The 17,224-nt window shown below is 65.6% G+C and carries 15 protein-coding genes and 1 pseudogene; 5 read left to right on the top strand and 11 right to left on the bottom strand.

Annotation, left to right across the window (positions count from 1 at the left end; all coding sequences use genetic code 11):
* Nucleotides 1-425: 425 nt before the first annotated feature.
* Complete coding sequence (locus tag H8R18_RS08960; RefSeq protein WP_227712819.1) at nt 426-1,589, bottom strand: hypothetical protein; 1,164 nt, start codon at nt 1,587-1,589, stop codon at nt 426-428.
* 244 nt (nt 1,590-1,833) lie between these two features.
* Here H8R18_RS08960 and H8R18_RS00370 point away from each other — a divergent pair, with 244 nt between their 5' ends.
* The 3 genes from H8R18_RS00370 to H8R18_RS00360 all read left to right on the top strand — a co-directional run bounded on the left by H8R18_RS00370 (nt 1,834) and on the right by H8R18_RS00360 (nt 4,862).
* Nucleotides 1,834-3,438, top strand: a complete 1,605-nt coding sequence (locus H8R18_RS00370; RefSeq protein WP_191071729.1) for a succinic semialdehyde dehydrogenase — start codon at nt 1,834-1,836, stop codon at nt 3,436-3,438.
* Entirely contained in the window at nt 3,435-4,343 is a 909-nt protein-coding gene (locus H8R18_RS00365) for an SDR family oxidoreductase (protein WP_223875131.1), read from the top strand. Before H8R18_RS00370 ends, H8R18_RS00365 begins: the two co-directional genes overlap by 4 nt.
* Before the next feature lie 72 nt (nt 4,344-4,415).
* Nucleotides 4,416-4,862 (top strand): hypothetical protein, encoded by a 447-nt coding sequence (locus H8R18_RS00360; protein ID WP_191071728.1) that lies wholly within the window; start codon nt 4,416-4,418, stop codon nt 4,860-4,862.
* Nucleotides 4,863-4,867: 5 nt separating this feature from the next.
* On the opposite strand, the gene H8R18_RS00355 is transcribed toward H8R18_RS00360, so the two are convergent.
* The 3 genes from H8R18_RS00355 to H8R18_RS00345 all read right to left on the bottom strand — a co-directional run bounded on the left by H8R18_RS00355 (nt 4,868) and on the right by H8R18_RS00345 (nt 6,437).
* On the bottom strand, nt 4,868-5,329 hold the full coding sequence (locus tag H8R18_RS00355) for a PTS sugar transporter subunit IIA (protein ID WP_191071727.1): 462 nt from the start codon (nt 5,327-5,329) through the stop codon (nt 4,868-4,870).
* Between the two features lie 112 nt (nt 5,330-5,441).
* Complete coding sequence (locus H8R18_RS00350) at nt 5,442-5,687, bottom strand: PTS sugar transporter subunit IIB (RefSeq protein ID WP_191071726.1); 246 nt, start codon at nt 5,685-5,687, stop codon at nt 5,442-5,444.
* Nucleotides 5,688-5,696: 9 nt separating this feature from the next.
* A complete protein-coding gene (locus tag H8R18_RS00345; protein ID WP_191071725.1) occupies nt 5,697-6,437 on the bottom strand; it encodes a GntR family transcriptional regulator in 741 nt (246 codons plus the stop codon).
* 104 nt (nt 6,438-6,541) lie between these two features.
* Here H8R18_RS00345 and H8R18_RS00340 point away from each other — a divergent pair, with 104 nt between their 5' ends.
* Nucleotides 6,542-7,951, top strand: a complete 1,410-nt coding sequence (locus H8R18_RS00340) for a PTS transporter subunit EIIC (RefSeq protein WP_191071724.1) — start codon at nt 6,542-6,544, stop codon at nt 7,949-7,951.
* A gap of 129 nt (nt 7,952-8,080) precedes the next feature.
* Here H8R18_RS00340 and H8R18_RS00335 read toward each other — a convergent pair.
* Nucleotides 8,081-9,052 (bottom strand): annotated as a pseudogene (locus H8R18_RS00335) (MFS transporter); the annotation flags it as partial.
* A 184-nt stretch (nt 9,053-9,236) separates the two neighbouring features.
* Between H8R18_RS00335 and H8R18_RS00330 the strand changes: the two are divergent.
* Nucleotides 9,237-9,557: a thioredoxin family protein gene (locus H8R18_RS00330; protein WP_191071722.1), complete on the top strand. Its 321-nt coding sequence runs from the start codon at nt 9,237-9,239 to the stop codon at nt 9,555-9,557.
* Nucleotides 9,558-9,561: 4 nt separating this feature from the next.
* On the opposite strand, the gene H8R18_RS00325 is transcribed toward H8R18_RS00330, so the two are convergent.
* The 6 genes from H8R18_RS00325 to H8R18_RS00300 all read right to left on the bottom strand — a co-directional run bounded on the left by H8R18_RS00325 (nt 9,562) and on the right by H8R18_RS00300 (nt 17,221).
* Nucleotides 9,562-11,340 (bottom strand): AMP-dependent synthetase/ligase, encoded by a 1,779-nt coding sequence (locus H8R18_RS00325; protein ID WP_191071721.1) that lies wholly within the window; start codon nt 11,338-11,340, stop codon nt 9,562-9,564.
* Between the two features lie 3 nt (nt 11,341-11,343).
* Entirely contained in the window at nt 11,344-13,194 is a 1,851-nt protein-coding gene (locus tag H8R18_RS00320) for an AMP-dependent synthetase/ligase (RefSeq protein ID WP_223875130.1), read from the bottom strand.
* A 107-nt stretch (nt 13,195-13,301) separates the two neighbouring features.
* Complete coding sequence (locus H8R18_RS00315; RefSeq protein WP_191071720.1) at nt 13,302-14,084, bottom strand: sulfite exporter TauE/SafE family protein; 783 nt, start codon at nt 14,082-14,084, stop codon at nt 13,302-13,304.
* 113 nt (nt 14,085-14,197) lie between these two features.
* The gene (locus tag H8R18_RS00310) at nt 14,198-15,562 is read right to left on the bottom strand and encodes an MFS transporter (RefSeq protein ID WP_191071719.1); all 1,365 of its coding nucleotides are present in this window, start codon (nt 15,560-15,562) and stop codon (nt 14,198-14,200) included.
* Nucleotides 15,563-15,602: 40 nt separating this feature from the next.
* Nucleotides 15,603-16,556 (bottom strand): sugar kinase, encoded by a 954-nt coding sequence (locus H8R18_RS00305; protein WP_191071718.1) that lies wholly within the window; start codon nt 16,554-16,556, stop codon nt 15,603-15,605.
* Nucleotides 16,553-17,221, bottom strand: coding sequence for an L-ribulose-5-phosphate 4-epimerase (locus H8R18_RS00300; RefSeq protein ID WP_191071717.1), 669 nt, complete (start codon nt 17,219-17,221; stop codon nt 16,553-16,555). The genes H8R18_RS00305 and H8R18_RS00300 overlap by 4 nt, the downstream gene beginning before the upstream one ends.
* Nucleotides 17,222-17,224 lie beyond the last annotated feature (3 nt).

The following is a 17,224-nucleotide window of genomic DNA, read 5'->3' as shown; positions in this document are numbered from 1 at the left end:
ATCGACAACAGCGACGATGACGTTAGCCCCCGGGGTCGCGGTGCCGCGCACGAAATTCTGAGTTTCGCGAACGGTGTTCACCGTGTCGGTGACGTCGTCGGCCTTCTTGTCGGCGTTGCCGACCGAGATGTTGCGCACCTCGGGTTTGGCCGAGATGCCCATCGGCCACGACACGGTGGCCTGCGTGCGCGGAAGAATACGAGTGGTGCCGTTTTCCTGGTCACTCAGGTACGTCGCCACGCGCACTCGGTAGGAGCCATCGGCGGGGATGAGTTCCTTCAGCTTCGCCTCGTCCACCGGCAGGTCGACGATGGTGCCACCGACAATCGGCTCCAGGGCGTTGGTTTGGATGTAGTGACCGACGTTGGAGGCGTAGAAGTAGCCGTTCTGCGTCGTGTCCTTCATATCCGCGCGGTTGGTCACCGTCAGATGACCATCGGGAGTGAACCGCGACACGGGGATGACGAGGGGCGGTTCGGACGCCTTCGACAGGTTTTGCGCGGCCGACTGCGTGGTGACCGAGTAGGCCTCCCACACGACGATGTTCTCGCCAGACAGTCGCGAGACGATCTCGGGATCGATCTGGATGTGCAAATCGGCCGGCTTATTCCATCCACTCGAGGTGTTGTAGGACACGAGCGGCCGGGGGGGTACGCCGTCACGATGCGCATGACCGAGGCCCCTGCGGGGGACGCAACGTTCTTCTTGTCCTGACCCATGATCGGACCCTCGTAGCGCACGATGGCCTTGGAGTAGGCGTGCGACTGAAGCCAGTTGAAGTTCTTGGCCTCGGGACGTGGCAGAGTGTCGTCGAAATAGATCGCCGCCCCGGTGTCGACCCGGCGTTCGATCCACACCTTCGTTCCGTCGTCACCGTTGTCTTGCCAGCGCACGTCGGCATCGAACTGCGAGGTTCCGGCCTCGGCGATGATGTCCGAGATCGGCGCATCGAGCTTGACCTCGACCTTGGCCCAGTTCTGGTAGTTCTGCAGCGGCACGTCGGTGAATACGCCCCAGTTGCCCGAGAGGAGATTGCGTTGAGTCGTGTTCCCCAGCTGGGCTGTCGCGGCCTTCTTCGAGTTGATGACGCGCCACACGTTGCCCTCGTGGGCGTACGGGTCCTCGGCACCGGTGCCGTCGCCGTTGTTCTTGATGTGCCCCTTCATTCCAGGGACGACCTTTTCGAAGTAGCGCTGGTACTTCACCGTCGGGGAGGAGCCGTCGGGCTGGGCCTTCACCGTCATCTCGGTGATGTGCTTGTTCAAGCGCGGGTCCATCCGCAGGTAGATCCACTCGATACCGGGGTCGACGACCGCGCGATAGGTCAGTGTCATCGTGAACGAGCGATCGTCGTCGCCGCGGCTATGGTAGCTGAGGCCACCCGAAATCAGCGACACGCCGTTGGAGACGGTCGCGCCCTTGGGAACATCCCACTTCCCCATCGCCCCGTCTTGAGCGCGAGCAAAGAGGGATTGTCCGGCAACAACCATGACGGCACATACGAGGGCGATTGCCGCCAACACAGCCACCGGGCGAGCGAATCGTGTGCGGCGGTGATTGTGAGGGGTCGCGTTCTGTTCACCAGTCATTGAGCAGCTCATCCTCTCGGAGCTAGCAAGCTGAGTCGGGACACACGTCCACACCCATACATGTGTGAAACCCTGTCAATCCTACCAGGCTTGACAGATGGCAACTGTGCTTTCCATCACGGTAGGAATTCGTCGCGATGCGCATCGTCGTTCCTGGTCGCCACCGTTTTTCGCTCCTGCCCGCATATCGCCCCATAGCGCGGCATCGGCTCACTGCGGGGCAATCACCGTAGACTGTGGAGCCATGGGAGACTTCCAGGCCTCGTCGGATTCGCCTCTCGCTGCCCGCGCCCGAGATGTCCTGACTTCCCTCTTCCTCACTCCGCGGCGACTGGATTCGCTCGTCGCACACTCGCGAACCAGCTCCGACGCCGGCCTGAGCGTGACGTCGCCGCTAACGCAAACGACGCTAGCGACCCTGCCTCGCTCCACTCCTCGCGACGTGTCGGAGGCATGCGCTCGCGCACGCGCGGCACAACAGCGCTGGGAACGCGTACCCGTGCGCGAACGCTGCCGTTTCCTGCCCCGCCTCGTTGACGCCCTCGATCGTCACCACGACGCCCTGGTCGACCTGGTGTGCCTGGAGAACGGCAAAGCGCGTTCGCATGCCCAAGACGAGGTTATCGACGCCTCGTTGAACGCGTCTTTTCTTGCCGCCCACGGGCCGGCGGCTCTGGCACCGACGCGGCGGCGCGGGGCCATTCCGGGGGTGACGAAGGTGGTAACCGAGCGTCATCCCGAGGGAGTAGTCGGGATCATTGCGCCATGGAACTATCCGTTCACGCTGGCCCTATCTGATGCGTTGGCGGCCCTGGTCGCGGGGAATGCCGTGGTGCTCAAGCCGGCCACCCTTACGCCGTTGTCTGCGCTCGCTGCCCGCCGGCTCTTGCTTGGTAGCGGACTCGATCCCGATCTGTTTCAGGTGGTGACCGGTTCGGGGACAGAGACGGGATCGGCGCTGATCGAGTCGGTCGATCACGTCATGTTTACGGGGTCGACGGCGGCCGGGGCGAGCGTGGGGGCGCAGGCGGGTGCCCGGCTGTGCGCGTTTTCCGCGGAGTTGGGTGGAAAGAATCCCCTCATCGTGCTGCCGGGCGCTCCCCTGGCGGCGAGCGTGCGCGGCATTGTTGCCGCGTGTTTTGCCTCCTCGGGACAGTTGTGCGTGAGTATCGAGCGCATCTATATCCATGCGGCGGAGTGGGAGAGAGTGGTGCCGCGCCTCGTGCGCGCGGTCGGCGAGCTGCGCGTTCAGGCCGATCTCGATTGGGAGGCCGATATGGGGCCGCTCGTTTCCGTTGACCACATGCGTGAGGTTCATGCCCACGTGGCGGATGCCGTGGCTGAGGGGGCGCGGGTGCTGGTGGGAGGTCATCCGTTGCCCGACGTTGCCCCGAGCGCCTATGCCCCGACTCTGCTCACCGATGTTCCGCCCACGGCTCGGCTGTATCGGGAGGAGACGTTCGGTCCGGTTGTCGCCCTGACGCGTGTCGAGAGCGTGGATGAGGCCGTCGCGGCTGCGAACGATACGGCGTACGGGTTGAATGCGGCGGTGTGGGGACCTGCCCGCGAGGCTGAGCGGGTAGCCGCACGTCTGCGGGCCGGTTCGGTCAATATCAATGACGGCTACACGGCAACGTGGGCCAGCACGGCGGCTCCGTTGGGCGGGTGGGGTCGTTCGGGGATCGGTTGTCGGCACGGGCGCGAAGGGCTGCTGGCGTTTACGCGCACACGCACGATTGCCCGTTCGCGGGTGTGGCCGTTGACGGCTCCCGTCGGATTTAGTCATCGGCGCTGGGCCCGCCTCATGCGGGTCTTCGCTGCACTTAAACGGAAAGGACCGTTGGCATGATGCTGAGTTCACGTATAAGCGATGCCGTCATGGCGACGGCGTCGCGGTATCGTCGCGCCCGCCGTCCGTTGGCCGGGCGGCGTGTCCTCGTGACCGGCGCGGCGTCGGGGATTGGCGAGATCATGGCCCGCGAGGCCGCACGTCGTGGCGCATCCCACGTCGTCATTTGGGATCGCGATGAGCACGGGGCGGAACGGGTCGCGCGCACGATCACGGCTCGCGGCCACCGGGCGTGCGCGTGGGAGGTCGACCTCACCGACGCCGAGGCGGTTGAGCGTGCCGGGCGCGCGGTCACTGAGGCGATCGGGGGAATCGACGTCCTCATCAATTGCGCGGGTGTCGTCACGGGCAAGGCCGTTCTTGACGTGGGTGAGGATGATCTTGAGCGGGTCTACGGCGTCAACGTGTTTGCGCTTTATCGCACGGCGCGCGCGTTCTTGCCGGGGATGCTCGAACGCGATGACGGCCTCATCGTCACAATCGCCTCGGCGGCCGGTCTGGTGGGTGTCGCGCGGCAGACCGATTATTCGGCATCGAAATTCGCGGCGGTGGGGTTCTCTGAGGCGCTGCGTGCCGAGCTGCGCCACGCTGGGAGCGCCGTGACGACGTTGACGGTCATGCCCTACTACATCGACACGGGGATGTTTGCCGGTGTGCGCACACGTTTCCCGCGCTTACTCCCCGTCCTCGAGCCGGCCGATGTGGCCCGCCGTGTTCTCGATCAGATCGAGGCCGGTGCCGCTACCGTGGCCCTGCCGCGATTTGCCCGCGCTGTTCAGCTGGTCAAGGTGGTGACGCCGGTGCACGACATCCTCACCGATATTTTCGGCATCAACGCGACGATGGATCACTTCACGGGGCGCGTTCGTCGCGCCGATGCCGACACGACGACACCGGGGGTATGAGGGGCTATCGCCGGCGGCCTCGTAGAATGTCACTGTTATATCCGCGTCACTACGGAGTCAGAAGGGGTCATCGTGCATTTCTTGTCGCGCCCGCGAGTCATTAGTTTCGGCATCATTCCCGCCGTCCTCGTCGTGGTGTTTTTCGGCTCGAGTGCGGTCATCACCTCTGGCGAAGTGATCACGCAGCTGGTCCAAATTGTCGTACCCGTCTACTGCGCGCTCGGCGCAGTAGCGGTGATCGTGTCGGCGATCGCCGCGGTGCGCCAGCCGATTCACGTTGTCGCGAAGGCGTTCCACGTGGGTGCGGCCGGGTTGTTCGTCTTGTCGATCATCGCCTGGATCGTCATGCCAACCATGTACATGGGCAGCGGGGCACCGACGGTGCTTGCTTTTTCGCCCAGCGACATCGATGAGCGCCTGCTGTCGATGTCGATACTGGGTGCCATCGCCTCGGTGCTGGCGGCGTTCCTCGTCCTCATCACGACGGTGCTGACGCGGGTTCTCGCGTCTCGTCGCTAGTCGCGTCAGCGCGTTGCGCGCGCCAGCGGCGCACCTCCGCTCACCTGCTCGCCGTCGCCGACGAGGTGCTCAATGGCGGCGATGGTCTCCATGAAGATGACGGGGCAGATCGCCGACAGACCACGAGCCTCGATGTCACGCGGGTTCCACGTGATGAGCGGCTGGCCTGCCTCGACCTCGTCTCCGGTGGCAGCGTGGACGGTGAATCCCTCGCCGTCGAGCTTGACCGTGTCGAGTCCCAGGTGGACGAGGACGTTGACGCCTGAGGCGCACACGATGAAGGCGTGGGGATGAATCTTCGCGATGGTGCCCGACAGGGGTGCCACCGCGTCGACGTCGCCCTCCCCCGTCGGGGCGATCGCGAGGCCGGGGCCCACCATGCCGCGCGCGAACACGGGATCGGGGACATCGCTCAGGGGGTGAATAGTTCCGGACAGGGGGGCAAGAATGACGTCGGCGTCGCTCATGATGTTCTCTTCTCGGCCGTGGTCTCCGTTGACGCGCCACCAAGGACGCAACTGGTCTAGACGTCTAGAAGGCTACCACGTCCGCGCGCGACGCGACGCGCCAATGTGGCGTCTACCGCTCGCCGAAACGCTCGCGCAGTTCGTCGGTCAAGATCTCGGCGCGGGGCCCGACGATCACCTGGCACGCCGTGCCGACCAGGGTCGCACCGAAGCACAGGGGCGGGCGCAGCGCGTCCAGGCTCACGAGTGAGGGGTCGGCAAGTTCAAAGCGCATCCGCGTCACACACGGCTCGACCGTGCGGATGTTGGCGACGCCGCCGAGGGCGTCAACGATGCGACTGAGATTGTCCTGGGTCATAGTCACTCCTCACGACTTTCGCTGCGTCGATGATGGATGAATGGGCGAGAGCGGCTGAGCAATCGGCACCCACAACTTGTAACGGTCGCCGCGGTAGTAGGAGACGGCGAATTCCACAGGAACATCCTCGGCGAAGGTGCGGCGCGTGACGACGATGCTTGCCGCCCCGACCTCGACGTCGAGCAGTGCCGCCTGGGCGCGGTCGAGATTCACCGATTCGATCGTGTCCTCACCCCACGTCGGGCGAAAGCCGCGAACCTGGAGGTCGCCGTAGAGCGAATCGGGCGGGGCGGGATCGAAGAAGCCGGGCAGAAGGGCATGGGGCAGCCACGACTCCTCGACACACATGGGGACGTCGTCGGCATAGCGCAGGCGTCGAACGTAATAGGTTTTCGCGTCCTCGCTCAGCGCCAGGGCTTGTGCGATGTGGGTGGGCGGCACTGCTTCGTCGGTCTCCAGCAGCTTCGTTGAGGGCACCATCCCGCGCATCCGCATTTCTTGGCCGAATGACGTGATGCGTAGCTGGAGGTCCAGTTTCTGCTGGGCAACGAATGTTCCGCGTCCTTGCTGGCGAACGAGAACGCCCTCGTTGACGAGGACGTCGACGGCTTGACGGACCGTCATTCGCGACACGCCGAAGCGCTGGCACAGCGCCCGTTCGGAGGGAATCCGGTCTCCCGGCGACAGCCGGGAATCCACCAGGTCGGCCAGATAGGTGGATATCTCGACGTATTTCACGTTAGCGATCATACGTGGGCTCTTGACGACGCAGGTGGGGTGTGGTGAGATTGCACCAGCTGGTCTAGACAACCGCAGGCGCATGTGCGCATGAACTCAAGGAAGAGAACACCGATATGGGCACCCCATCATCCTCGAAACGTCAGGGCAAGGTCTTTGCTCTCGCGCAGCGGCTCGGCCGCTCGCTCATGCTCCCCATTGCCTCCCTGCCCGCAGCGGCGCTGCTGCTGCGCCTGGGCCAACCCGACATGCTCGGCGCCGATGGGCTCGGCGCTCACCTGACCTGGCTCAACCCCGTCGCCGACGTCATGGCGGCAGCCGGTAACGCCCTCATCAGCAACCTCGCCTACCTCTTCGCGCTGGGCGTGGCCATCGGGTTCGCGCGCAAGTCCGATGGGTCGACGGCGTTGGCCGCCCTCATCGGTTACTTCGTTTTCACCGCGGTTACCGACACGCTCGCCCCCTATTTCGGGCAGGAGACCCCGGGAACGTGCGCCGACGCCGTGGCGACGGCCGGCCTCGACGCCGCTAATTTCGCGTGCGCCGCACCGACGTATTCCATCAACTACGGGGTCCTCGGCGGCATCGCCGTCGGTATTCTCGCCGCGATTCTCTATCAAAAGTTCTATCGCATCCGGCTGCCGCAATACCTGGCGTTCTTCGGTGGGCGGCGCTTCGTTCCCATCATCACCGCGGCGTGCTCGATCGTGCTTGCCGTCATCTTCTCCCTCGCCTACCCCATTTTCGATTACCTCTTCAACAAGCTGCTCGGCGGCTTCATCATGGAGCACGGCTCCAACCCGGCGACGGGATTCGTCTTCGGCACTGTCAACCGCCTGCTGATCCCCTTCGGGTTGCACCACCTGCTCAATTCGCTGCCGTGGTTCCAGCTCGGGCAGTGCACGAACGCGGCCGGTGAAACCATCCACGGCGACATCACGTGCTTCCTCTCGGGTGTCGACGGCACCAACGCGTGGACCGGCAACTTCATGACCGGCTTCTTCCCCATCATGATGTTCGCTCTGCTGGGTGCGGCGCTCGCCTTCTACCGCACGGCCCTGCCGCAAAACCGCAAAGTCGTCGGCGGCGTCATGATCTCGCTGGGATTGACGTCGTTTATTACCGGCGTCACCGAACCGCTGGAATTCGCCTTCGCCTACGTCGCCGCCCCGCTGTACGTCGTCCACGCCCTGCTCACGGGGTCGTCGCTGGCGCTCGTGAATTACCTGGGGATCAAGTCGGGATTCGGCTTCTCGGCCGGCGCGATTGACTACCTGCTCAACCTGACGAAGGCCGCCGGGTTGTCGGGAGGATTCGGCAAGGTCTTGCTCATCATCCCCATCGGTCTGGTCTACGCCGCGATCTACTATTTCTTGTTCTCGTGGGCCATTCGCCGCTTCAACCTGCCCACCCCGGGCCGCGACGCCGGTGGGTCCGCGAGCGACGCGATCGCCGAGGAGACCTCGGCACCGGCTAAGGAAGGCACCACCACAGCCACGCCGGAGGCGTCGTCGACAACATCCTGACGAGCGCGAGGGGTCACCGCGCCTGTGTGCGGTGACCCCTCGTCGCCTCGACGAGGCGCTCGTGCTGAACGCCATGACGACGATGAGGACGACGAGGTAGAGGGGCAGCAGGGCCGCGCTCACGTTCTCGGCAAGCACCCCGAAGACCGCGGGCATGACGAGGGTTCCCGTGTAGGCGCTGGCCATCTGGACGCCGATGATCGCCTGCGAGCGATGGGCACCGAAATGGTGCGGCGTGGAGTGGATGACGCAGGGATACACCGGCGCGCAGCCCAGGCCAATGACGACAAAAGAGGCGATGGCGACGCCGGTGACCGGCACGAACACCATCACGGCACCGACGAACATGATGATGGCGCCGCCGCGAATCAGCTGTTGGTCACTCCACCGCACGGTGAGGAAACCGCTGATCGCGCGCCCGAGCGTGATGCCGACAAAGAACAGCGACCCGCACGTGGCGGCGACGTCCGCGGAGACGCCGCGAACGAGCGTGAGATAGCTCGACGCCCACAACCCCGCGGTCGATTCGATAGCGCAGTAGCAAAAGAAGCAGATCATCACCTGCTTCGCCCCGGGGATGGCGACGATCGTGCGCAGCGACAGCGGGCCGGCATCGTCTGTCTGCGCTGTCACCGCGCGTTTCCTCCACAGAGGTAGCGAGGCGACGATCCCGATGGCGAGGACGATCTGGATGATGCCGATCGTCGCGTATCCCGTGTTCCACGGGTGGCCCCGCGTCAGCAGCGCACCCATGACGTAGGGACCGGCCGAGGCGCCAATGCCCCACATGCAGTGCAACCAGCTCATGTGGGCCGAGGAGTAGTGCACGGCGACGTAGTTGTTCAGCGACGCGTCGACGGATCCCGCGCCCAACCCGTAGGGGATTGCCCACACGATGAGCAGCCAAAACGACCCCGTCACGGAAAAGCCACACAGGGCGACGGCCGTCATCACGACGCTCACTGCCGTAACGAGACCGGTCCCCCAGCGCCTCGTCAGGCGATCACTGAGCAGGCTCGATGCGATTGTTCCCAGCGAAATGACGATCGAGACGATCCCGGACCCGGCGTAGGAGACGGGAACGCCGAAGCTCGGGTACATCGTCGGCCAGGCGGCACCCAGCAGGCCATCGGGCAGACCCAGGCTGATAAACGCCACGTAGATGATCGCCAACAGCAGGTGAACCACTTTTCCTCCTTCGCCCGCAGGCACTATACGCCAGGCGGTGCGACTGGCTCTCGTCGCGCCGCGGTCTCGCCTAGGCTGTGGCTCGAGAGGAGGGGTCATGAGCGCAGTCGTCGACCTGGACGAGGACACGTGGCGCGAGCGCGTGGGCGCCTCGCGCGCCTGCGTCATCGAGTTCTGGGCGCCGTGGTGCTCCTCCTGCCTTGTGCAGCGCCCCATCATCGACGACCTCGCCCGAAGCCTTGCCGCCCATCTCGATTTCTTCCGGGTTGATGTCGCGGCGACGCGCATCGATCGGGCCCTCGGGGTGCGCGCCCTGCCCACCGTCCTCGTCATGCGCGACGGACGCGAGGTCGCGCGCCGCAGCGGCGACGTGACGCGGGCGGATCTGCTCGAAGCCTTTGCCGCAGCCCTGTCGTGACGTCCTAGCTCGCGGCGACGTCGGTGCCGATCTCGCCGCGGTAGAGGGCGTCGATCTCGTCGGCGAAGCGCTCGGCAATGCGGGAACGCTTCATCTTCAACGACGGCGTCAACAGGCCGTTTTCCTCGCTAAAGTCGCCGTCAAGAATGACGAAGCGCCGCACAGATTCGGCACGCGAGACCGCCCGGTTGGCCTCGGCAAAGGCCGCGCTGACCTGCGCGCTCGCGCTGTCGACGTCGCCGGGAGCCTCGGGGTCGCGGGTGACGAGTGCCGCGACGTATTTGCGCCCCTCCCCGACGACCATGACCTGGCTGACCTGGGGGTGTCGGCGAACCGCCTCTTCCAGCGGTGCCGGCTGAACGTTCTTGCCGCCGGCGGTGACGATGACGTCCTTCTTGCGCCCCGTGATGGTCACGTAGCCCTCGGCGTCGATCTCTCCGAGGTCGCCCGAGCGGAACCACCCGTCCGGCGTGAACGCGGCTTCCGTGGCGGCGGCGTCGTTGGCGTAGCCGGTGAAGATGCCGATTCCCGCCAGCTCGAGTTCACCGTCCGCGCTCACCCGCACGCGGCAGCCGGGCAGCGGTCGCCCGGCTGTTCCCGCTTTCGCCTCGCTAAACGTGTTGCATAGAAAGCCACCACTCGACTCGGTGAGGCCGTAGCCGTTGCAGATGCGGATTCCCATGCCGGTGAAGAAGTCGTCGAGAGCGGGATCGAGAGGCGCCCCGCCCGAGACGACGCATCGCAGCTGGCCGCCCATCGTCTCGACGAGGCGCCCGAGCACGAGCGCGTGCGCCAGTCGGTAACGCAGCGCGAGGCCTCGCGGGATGGCGCGGTCGTAGCGAACGTAGGGGGCGCGCTCGCGCGCGACCCGCTGCGCCCACGCGAATACGTGCGCCGCCAGACCCGACGAGGCCTTGCGCTGCGCCGCCTCCTCGATCTTTTCCAGCACCCGCGGCACCGCGCCAATCGTCGTCGGGCGGAACTGGCGCAGATTCGCCACCAGGTCACCGGCAGCGGCCGTCACGTGCCCCGAGACGCCCTCACCGGCTAGTGGCATGTAGGCGGCCGTGCGCGCGAATACGTGCGCCATCGGCAAGAACAGCAGGCAGCGCACATCGGCGTCGTGGATGGCCTGGGGGAAGAACATCTGCTGCTGGATGAGCATTCCCGCCAGATTGCGATGGGTGAGGACGACACCGCGGGGGCGCCCGGTCGTGCCCGAAGAGTAGACGATCGTGGCAACCTCGTCGGCGCGTCGCTTGGCCAGTCGGGTCAGCGCGGGGGTCGGATCGATCTCGGCTGCGGGATCGTCAAGGCCGGAGGCGGTCACGGCCCAGCCGAAGTCGCGCACGTCGACACCGGCCTCGGTGAGGCGGCCCGCCGCATCACCATCGGCGAAGGCGCGAGTGATGGCGGATTCGGTGATGATCGCGTGGATTTGGGTCGGCGATGCCGTGTCGTAGATGGGGACGACGACGGCGCCGATCATCTGGAGGGCGAGGTCGATGAGGTTCCACTCCAGCCCGGAAGGTCCCTGGATGGCGACGTGGTCACCTTCGCGGACTCCCCATGCGATCGCGGCGGCACCGACGCGGGCGAAGGCATCGGCGAAGGCCGCGGCGGTGACGGGGCACCAGTGATCGGGGCCAAGGCAGCGCTCGACGATAGGAGCGTCGGGAGTGCGGCGGGCGCGGTCGATGACGACTCCAGGGACAGTTAAGTCGTCGGGAACGTCGTAGATGGGATCGACGCTGACGGAGGTGTCGGTGAGGTGTAGTCCCATTAGTTAGTGCGCGTCGGGGACGTCGGTGTGGGTGGCGCCAGAGCCGGTGTCGCCGGCATAGAGGGCCGCGATCTCGTCGGCGAATTGGCTGTTGACCTGGGCGCGGCGGACCTTCAGTGAGGGGGTGAGCAGACCGTTAGCCTCGGTGAAGTCGCCGGGCAGGATGGTGAATTTGCGGACCGATTCGGCGCGCGAAACGGCGGCGTTGGCCCGGGTGATCGCGCGGGCGATGGCCTGGTGGACGCGCGGGTGGCGGGCTGCGGCGACCTGGTCCATACGCGGAAGCTTGTGGTTGTCGAGCCACACGGGCAGCGCGTCGGGGTCGAGGGTGATGAGCGCGGCAATGAAGGGCTGGCCCTCACCGACGGCGACGACCTGAGAAACGAGGGGGTGCTGGCGGATGTTGTCCTCAACGAGGGCGGGTTGGACGTTTTTGCCGCCGGCGGTGACGATGAGTTCCTTTTTGCGCCCGGAGATGAAGAGGAATCCGTCGTCGTCGATGTGGCCGAGGTCGCCGGTGCGGAACCAGCCGTCGGAAGTGAAATAGGCGGGGTCGTGGGGCGTCTCGCCGTGGTAGCCGGAGAAGATGCCCGGGCCGGTCAGGAGGACTTCGCCGTCATCGTCGATCTTTGCCGCCGCACCGGGACAGGGCACGCCAACGGCACCGAGGCGACGGTGGGTCTCGGTGTTACAGATGATGCCGCCCGAGGCTTCGGTGAGGCCGTATCCCTGGTGAATCCGCACACCCATGCCGGTGAAGAACTGTTCGATGTGGGCCGCAAGTGGCGCGCCGCCCGAGACGACGTAGCGCATTTGCCCGCCGAGCATGTCTTCGAGCTTGCCGAAGACGAGGGTGTGGGCGAGGCGATAGACGACGCGATTGCCGATCGTCTCGTCGCGCCCGGCGCGGATGCGTTCGGCGCGGGCGGAGGCGACCTTCTCACACCAGGCGAATATGCGTCGCTTGACTCCGGACGCGGCGGCCTTGGCTTTAGCCGCGGCGTAGACCTTCTCGAGCACGCGCGGGACCGCACCGATGGTGGTGGGACGGAAGGAAGCCATGTCGTCGACGAGGTTGCGGGTGTTGGGAACGTGTCCGCAGCGGCCGTGACCGATGAGCACCATGTAGCAGGCGGTACGCGCATAGATGTGGGCCATGGGGAGGAACAGCAATAGGCGCACCGATTCCTCGCGCACGGCCTCGGGGAAGAACGGCAGGTCCTGGAGGATAGAGGAGGCGAGGTTCATGTGGGTGAGGGGAACCCCGCGGGGGCGTCCCGTCGTGCCCGAGGTGTAGACAATGGTCGCGATATCGCCGCCGCGCAGTCGGTCCATGCGCCGCTCAGTTTCGGCCGACGAGCTCAGGCCGGCGGCGATGAGGCGATCGATGTCCCCCTCGTCGATGACCCACGCCTCGACGTCGGCGACGGAGGTGGCGATGGCGGCCTGGCCGCGGTCTTTCGTGATGACGCGTCGTGCCCCGGAGTCGGCGAAAATCCACTCGATCTGCGAGGCCGAATCGGATTCGTAGATGGGCACGACGATGGCACCAATCGCCTGAATAGCCATGTCGAGCAGGGTCCACTCGTAACACGTCGGCGCGAACAGCCCGATCGCGTCGCCGGGATTGACCCCCTCACCGATGAGGCCGGCGCCCAGGGCGTAGACCTGGTCCATGAATTGCGCGGCCGTAATGGGCAGCCACGCGTTACCGAGCTCGCTTTTGCGTTCGATAATCACCCCGTCGGGAGCGGTGAGTGCGCGCATTTGAACGAGCTTGGGCATCGACATGCCATCGGGGACGTTGACCGCCAGCGGATTGGCGACATAGCCGGGCGCGAGTTCTAACACCATGGGAAGCTCCCTATAAGTTACCGAACCGTAGGTATCAGCGTAGAGGGCCGTCCACACGCTTCCGAATACAGCACTGTATCCACGCAGGTCATGCGACGTTTCACGGCCTATAACAGGGCGATAAACGTGCGAACGAGGGTGGCTGCGGCAACCGCGATGAGCAGGAGGCCAAAGATCAACGTCAGGGTCGATTCCCTCGCCCGCCGCGACGCCGGAGCCCCCAACAGCCCACCGATCATCGACGCGATGGAAAAGGCAAGGACGAGCGGCCAGTCAATGACAATTCCCGTCCCCACGCGCGAGGCGAGGCCGACCGTCGACGTGATGATCATGACGAGTAACGACGTGGCGACGGCCGAACGCATGGGAATCGCCAGACCCAACACGAGCATGGGGACGACGACGAATCCCCCACCCACGCCGAAGAATCCCGTGAGAAATCCCGTCAGGCACGCCGCAGCCACAACGGCGCCCGGGGAGGCGGTAGCGTCGGCACGGCGCGGCGCCTCCCCAGCACGCGCGCGGCGGGCTTTGCCGATCATGACGATGCCGACCGCGGCGAGCAGAACGCCGAAGGCGACCATGAGGGCGTCCTCGGGGACGAGGACCGACAACCGCGACCCGGCCACCGCACCAATGACGGAGAGCAGCCCGAATGTCAGGCCGTCGCGCACGCGGACTCGCCCGGCTCGCGCATGGGGAATGATCGAGACGATCGCCGTCAGCGCGACGATGACGAGAGATTCGGCAGCCGCATCGTGGGGGGATTGGCCGAGGAGATAGACGAGGATCGGCACCGACAAGATACCGCCGCCGGCCCCCAGGGCCCCGACGACGATGCCGACTAGGACCCCGATGCCCACCGCCGTAAGGATCGTCGTTGCCTCCACCGACCTGTCCCCCCTTCACCGCGCCCTCACGCTAACACCGCGCGAGGCCGCGACGACATGCGCAAGCGGCACCCCGAACCGCATGAGCCGGGGTGCCGCCTGCCGGGTAATCGCTAGATCTGCTCCAGCGATTCGCCCTTGGTTTCGCGAGCGAACAGGTAGATGATGCCGCCGACAAAGAGGAGGACGGCGAACAGCAAGAACGCGGGACGCACGGCGTCGAGCGAGACGTTCTGGGCGACGTAGCCGCCACCGATCATCGCGCCCATGAGCGCCGGACCGACGACCTTGGCCGCCGCGCCGATGCCGTAGCCCAGGCCCAACCCCGACGAGCGCGCCTCGTTGGGGAACTGCTCGGAGCCGAAGGCGTTGAGGATGCCGAAGGCCCCGTCGCCGAACGTCATGACGATGAGGATGCCGACGAAGAACAGCCACCCGGAATCACCCGATGTCGCCAGCGCCGCGATGATGGCGCCGATGCCGCCGAGGATACCGAACGACAGCATCGTGTAGCGTCGCCCGATCTTATCCGCAAGCCATGCCGAGCCCAGTCGACCCAGCAGATCGCCCAGCGAGACGATCATGAACAAGGTGCCGACGAAGGCGGCGTCAAAGCCGTAGGCGTCCTTCAGCAGGGTCTGGCCCCACGACTGAACGGTGAAGGAGCCGAGGATGAAGCAGAACGACCCCAACGTGACGACCGCGAGCGCGCGCGGGTAGCGCTTGAAGATCACCGAGTAGGCCTGCGGCTTCGTCTCGGCCGACAGCGGCGGCAGCGGGGCGAGGTCCTTCTCGTCGATCTCGAGGGCCCATGCGAGGGCTTCGCGGGCTTCCTTGGTGCGGCCCTGGGTCTGGAGGAAGCGCGGGGATTCGGGTACGAGCTTGAGCCAGAACAGCAGGAAGATCGGGATGACGCCCAGCGCGATGAGGCCGCGCCAGCCGATGAGGTCGCCGAGGAAGCGTTGCGCCAGGGCGCCGAGGAACAGGCCGGCGGGGATGAACACGCTGGCCAGGCCCGACAGGAAGCCGCGGTGCTTGGCGGGCACGAATTCCTGGACGTAGGGGATGGAGGTGATGTTGAGGCCGCCGACGCCGGCGCCGACGAGGATGCGCAGCACCGCGAGCAGGATCCACCCGCGGTCTGGGGTGACGACGCAGGCCGCCGTGAAGACGACGAACATGAGGATGCACCACGTGAAGGCGTGCTTGCGGCCGTAGCGGTCCGCGAGGCGGCCCCATACGATGGCGCCGATGACGGTGCCCAGGCCAGAGCAGGCGAGGATGGTGCCGGTCTCGAAGCCTGTGAGCTGCCAGGGTTTGGTCAGCAGGGAAACGGCGAAGCCGATGAGGAACATGTCGAAGAATTCCGACACGTTGGCGATGATGGCCAGCCAGATGACGGACTTTTGGTGTCCGGTGAGCTTGGTTCTCTGATCGATTTGGTCGAGGGCGGTGATTCCCGCCGGTTGTGTGGTCATAGGAGTTGTCCTTGCCTGACGCCGAGGCGCCCGCAGGTGATCATCGGACGATGTCCGTGGTCACGGGAATATCGAGTTCCGTGGGCGAGAAGTAGGTGAGGTCGCCGTGGTGAGTGAGGGCGTAGGCCGAGGTGCGCTGGCCGTAGCGCACGCCGTCGACGATGTTGCCCTGGAGGTAGCCGTGGATGGTGCCCGCGACGAAGGAGTCGCCGGCGCCGGGGCGGTCGACAACGGGGACGGGGTGGACCGAGAAGGTCTGTTCGCCCTCGGGGCCGGACAGGTAGACGCCGCGGACCTGGTCGGTGGAGACGACGTAGTTGACGCCGATTTCCTCGCGCAGTTTCCGGCAGACGTCTTCGCCTTCGCCGGTGATTCCGTAGATGATTTCGGTGTCTTTGCGCGAGCAGAAGACGACCGTCGAGGCGCGTGCGATCGGGTCGAGGACCGCGTGGGCCTGTTCGGCATCCCACAGCATCGAGCGGTAGTTGACGTCGAGGATGACTTCGACGCCGCGTTCGACGGCCTGGTCGACGAAGTAGCGCACGACCTTGGCGGTGTTTTCTGTCAGGGCGGTGGTGATGCCCGTAACGAAGACGACGCGGGTGTCGAGGAGGGAGTCCCAGTTGAACATGTCGACGGTCATGTCGCGGAACGGGGTGTGTTCGCGGTCGTACATGACGCGGGCGGGCATGGGGTATTCGCCGGGTTCCATGAAGTACAGGGCGACGCGGCCGCCCTCGGAGCGCACGACGTTGGACAGGTCGACGCCGACCGAGCGGTATTCGGAGAAGATGCGCTTCGTCAGGGCGTGTCCCTTGGGCAGGATGGTTGCCCACGAGCATTTGCGTCCGAGCTGCGACAGCAGGCCCGACACGTTAGCTTCCGAGCAGGCTGCGGACATCCGCAGCTGACGAGCTGACCCCAGTCGCTCACCTTTGAGGCAGGTGAGGCGGATTTGGCCTTCACCCAGTGTGGTCAGATCGAAGGCTGTCATTGTGTTACTCCTTCCGAGGCAGCCATCGTGCCGTAGCGGTGTGTATAGCGGTCATAGTTGGCGGCGATCTCGTCGGCGGGCAGGTCGGTGATGGTGCCGAGCGTGTGGGCGACGGCCACGGTCTTGGCCACATCTTCGACCATGACGGCTGCCTGGAGCGCCTTGGTGATGGTGGCGCCGATGGTGAAGACGCCGTGCTGTTTCATGAGGATCGCGGGGCTGTGCCCGATCGAAGCCAGCAGCTCCTTGCCGATCTCGTCGGAGCCGATTCGTGCGTAGCCTCCGCACGGGATCGGGCCGCCGAATTCGTCGGCGATTGCCGTGAGGCAGCACGGGATCTCCCGTCCCACCGCCGCGAAGGCGGTGGCGTAGGTGGAGTGGGTGTGGACAACCGCGCCCACGTCCTCGCGTCCGGCGTAAATCTGCAGGTGAGACAGGGTATCCGAGGACGGGCCGTGCTCGCCCTCGACGACCTTGCCGTCGAAGTCGACGACGACCATGTCCTCGGGCGTCATGTCGTCGTACAACATGCCCGAAGGCTTGATGACGATGACGCCTCGGTCGCGATCGATGGCCGACAGATTCCCTCCTGTCCATGCCACCAGTCCGTGGCGAGCGAGGGCAAGATTACCTTCGCACACCTCTTTGCGCATCTGTTCCAACATTGT

The sequence above is a fragment of the Nanchangia anserum genome (genome assembly GCF_015240065.1).
GTDB lineage: Bacteria > Actinomycetota > Actinomycetes > Actinomycetales > Actinomycetaceae > Nanchangia > Nanchangia anserum.
Note: the sequence above shows the minus strand (reverse complement) of the source record. Positions and strands in the feature narration are given on the sequence as shown.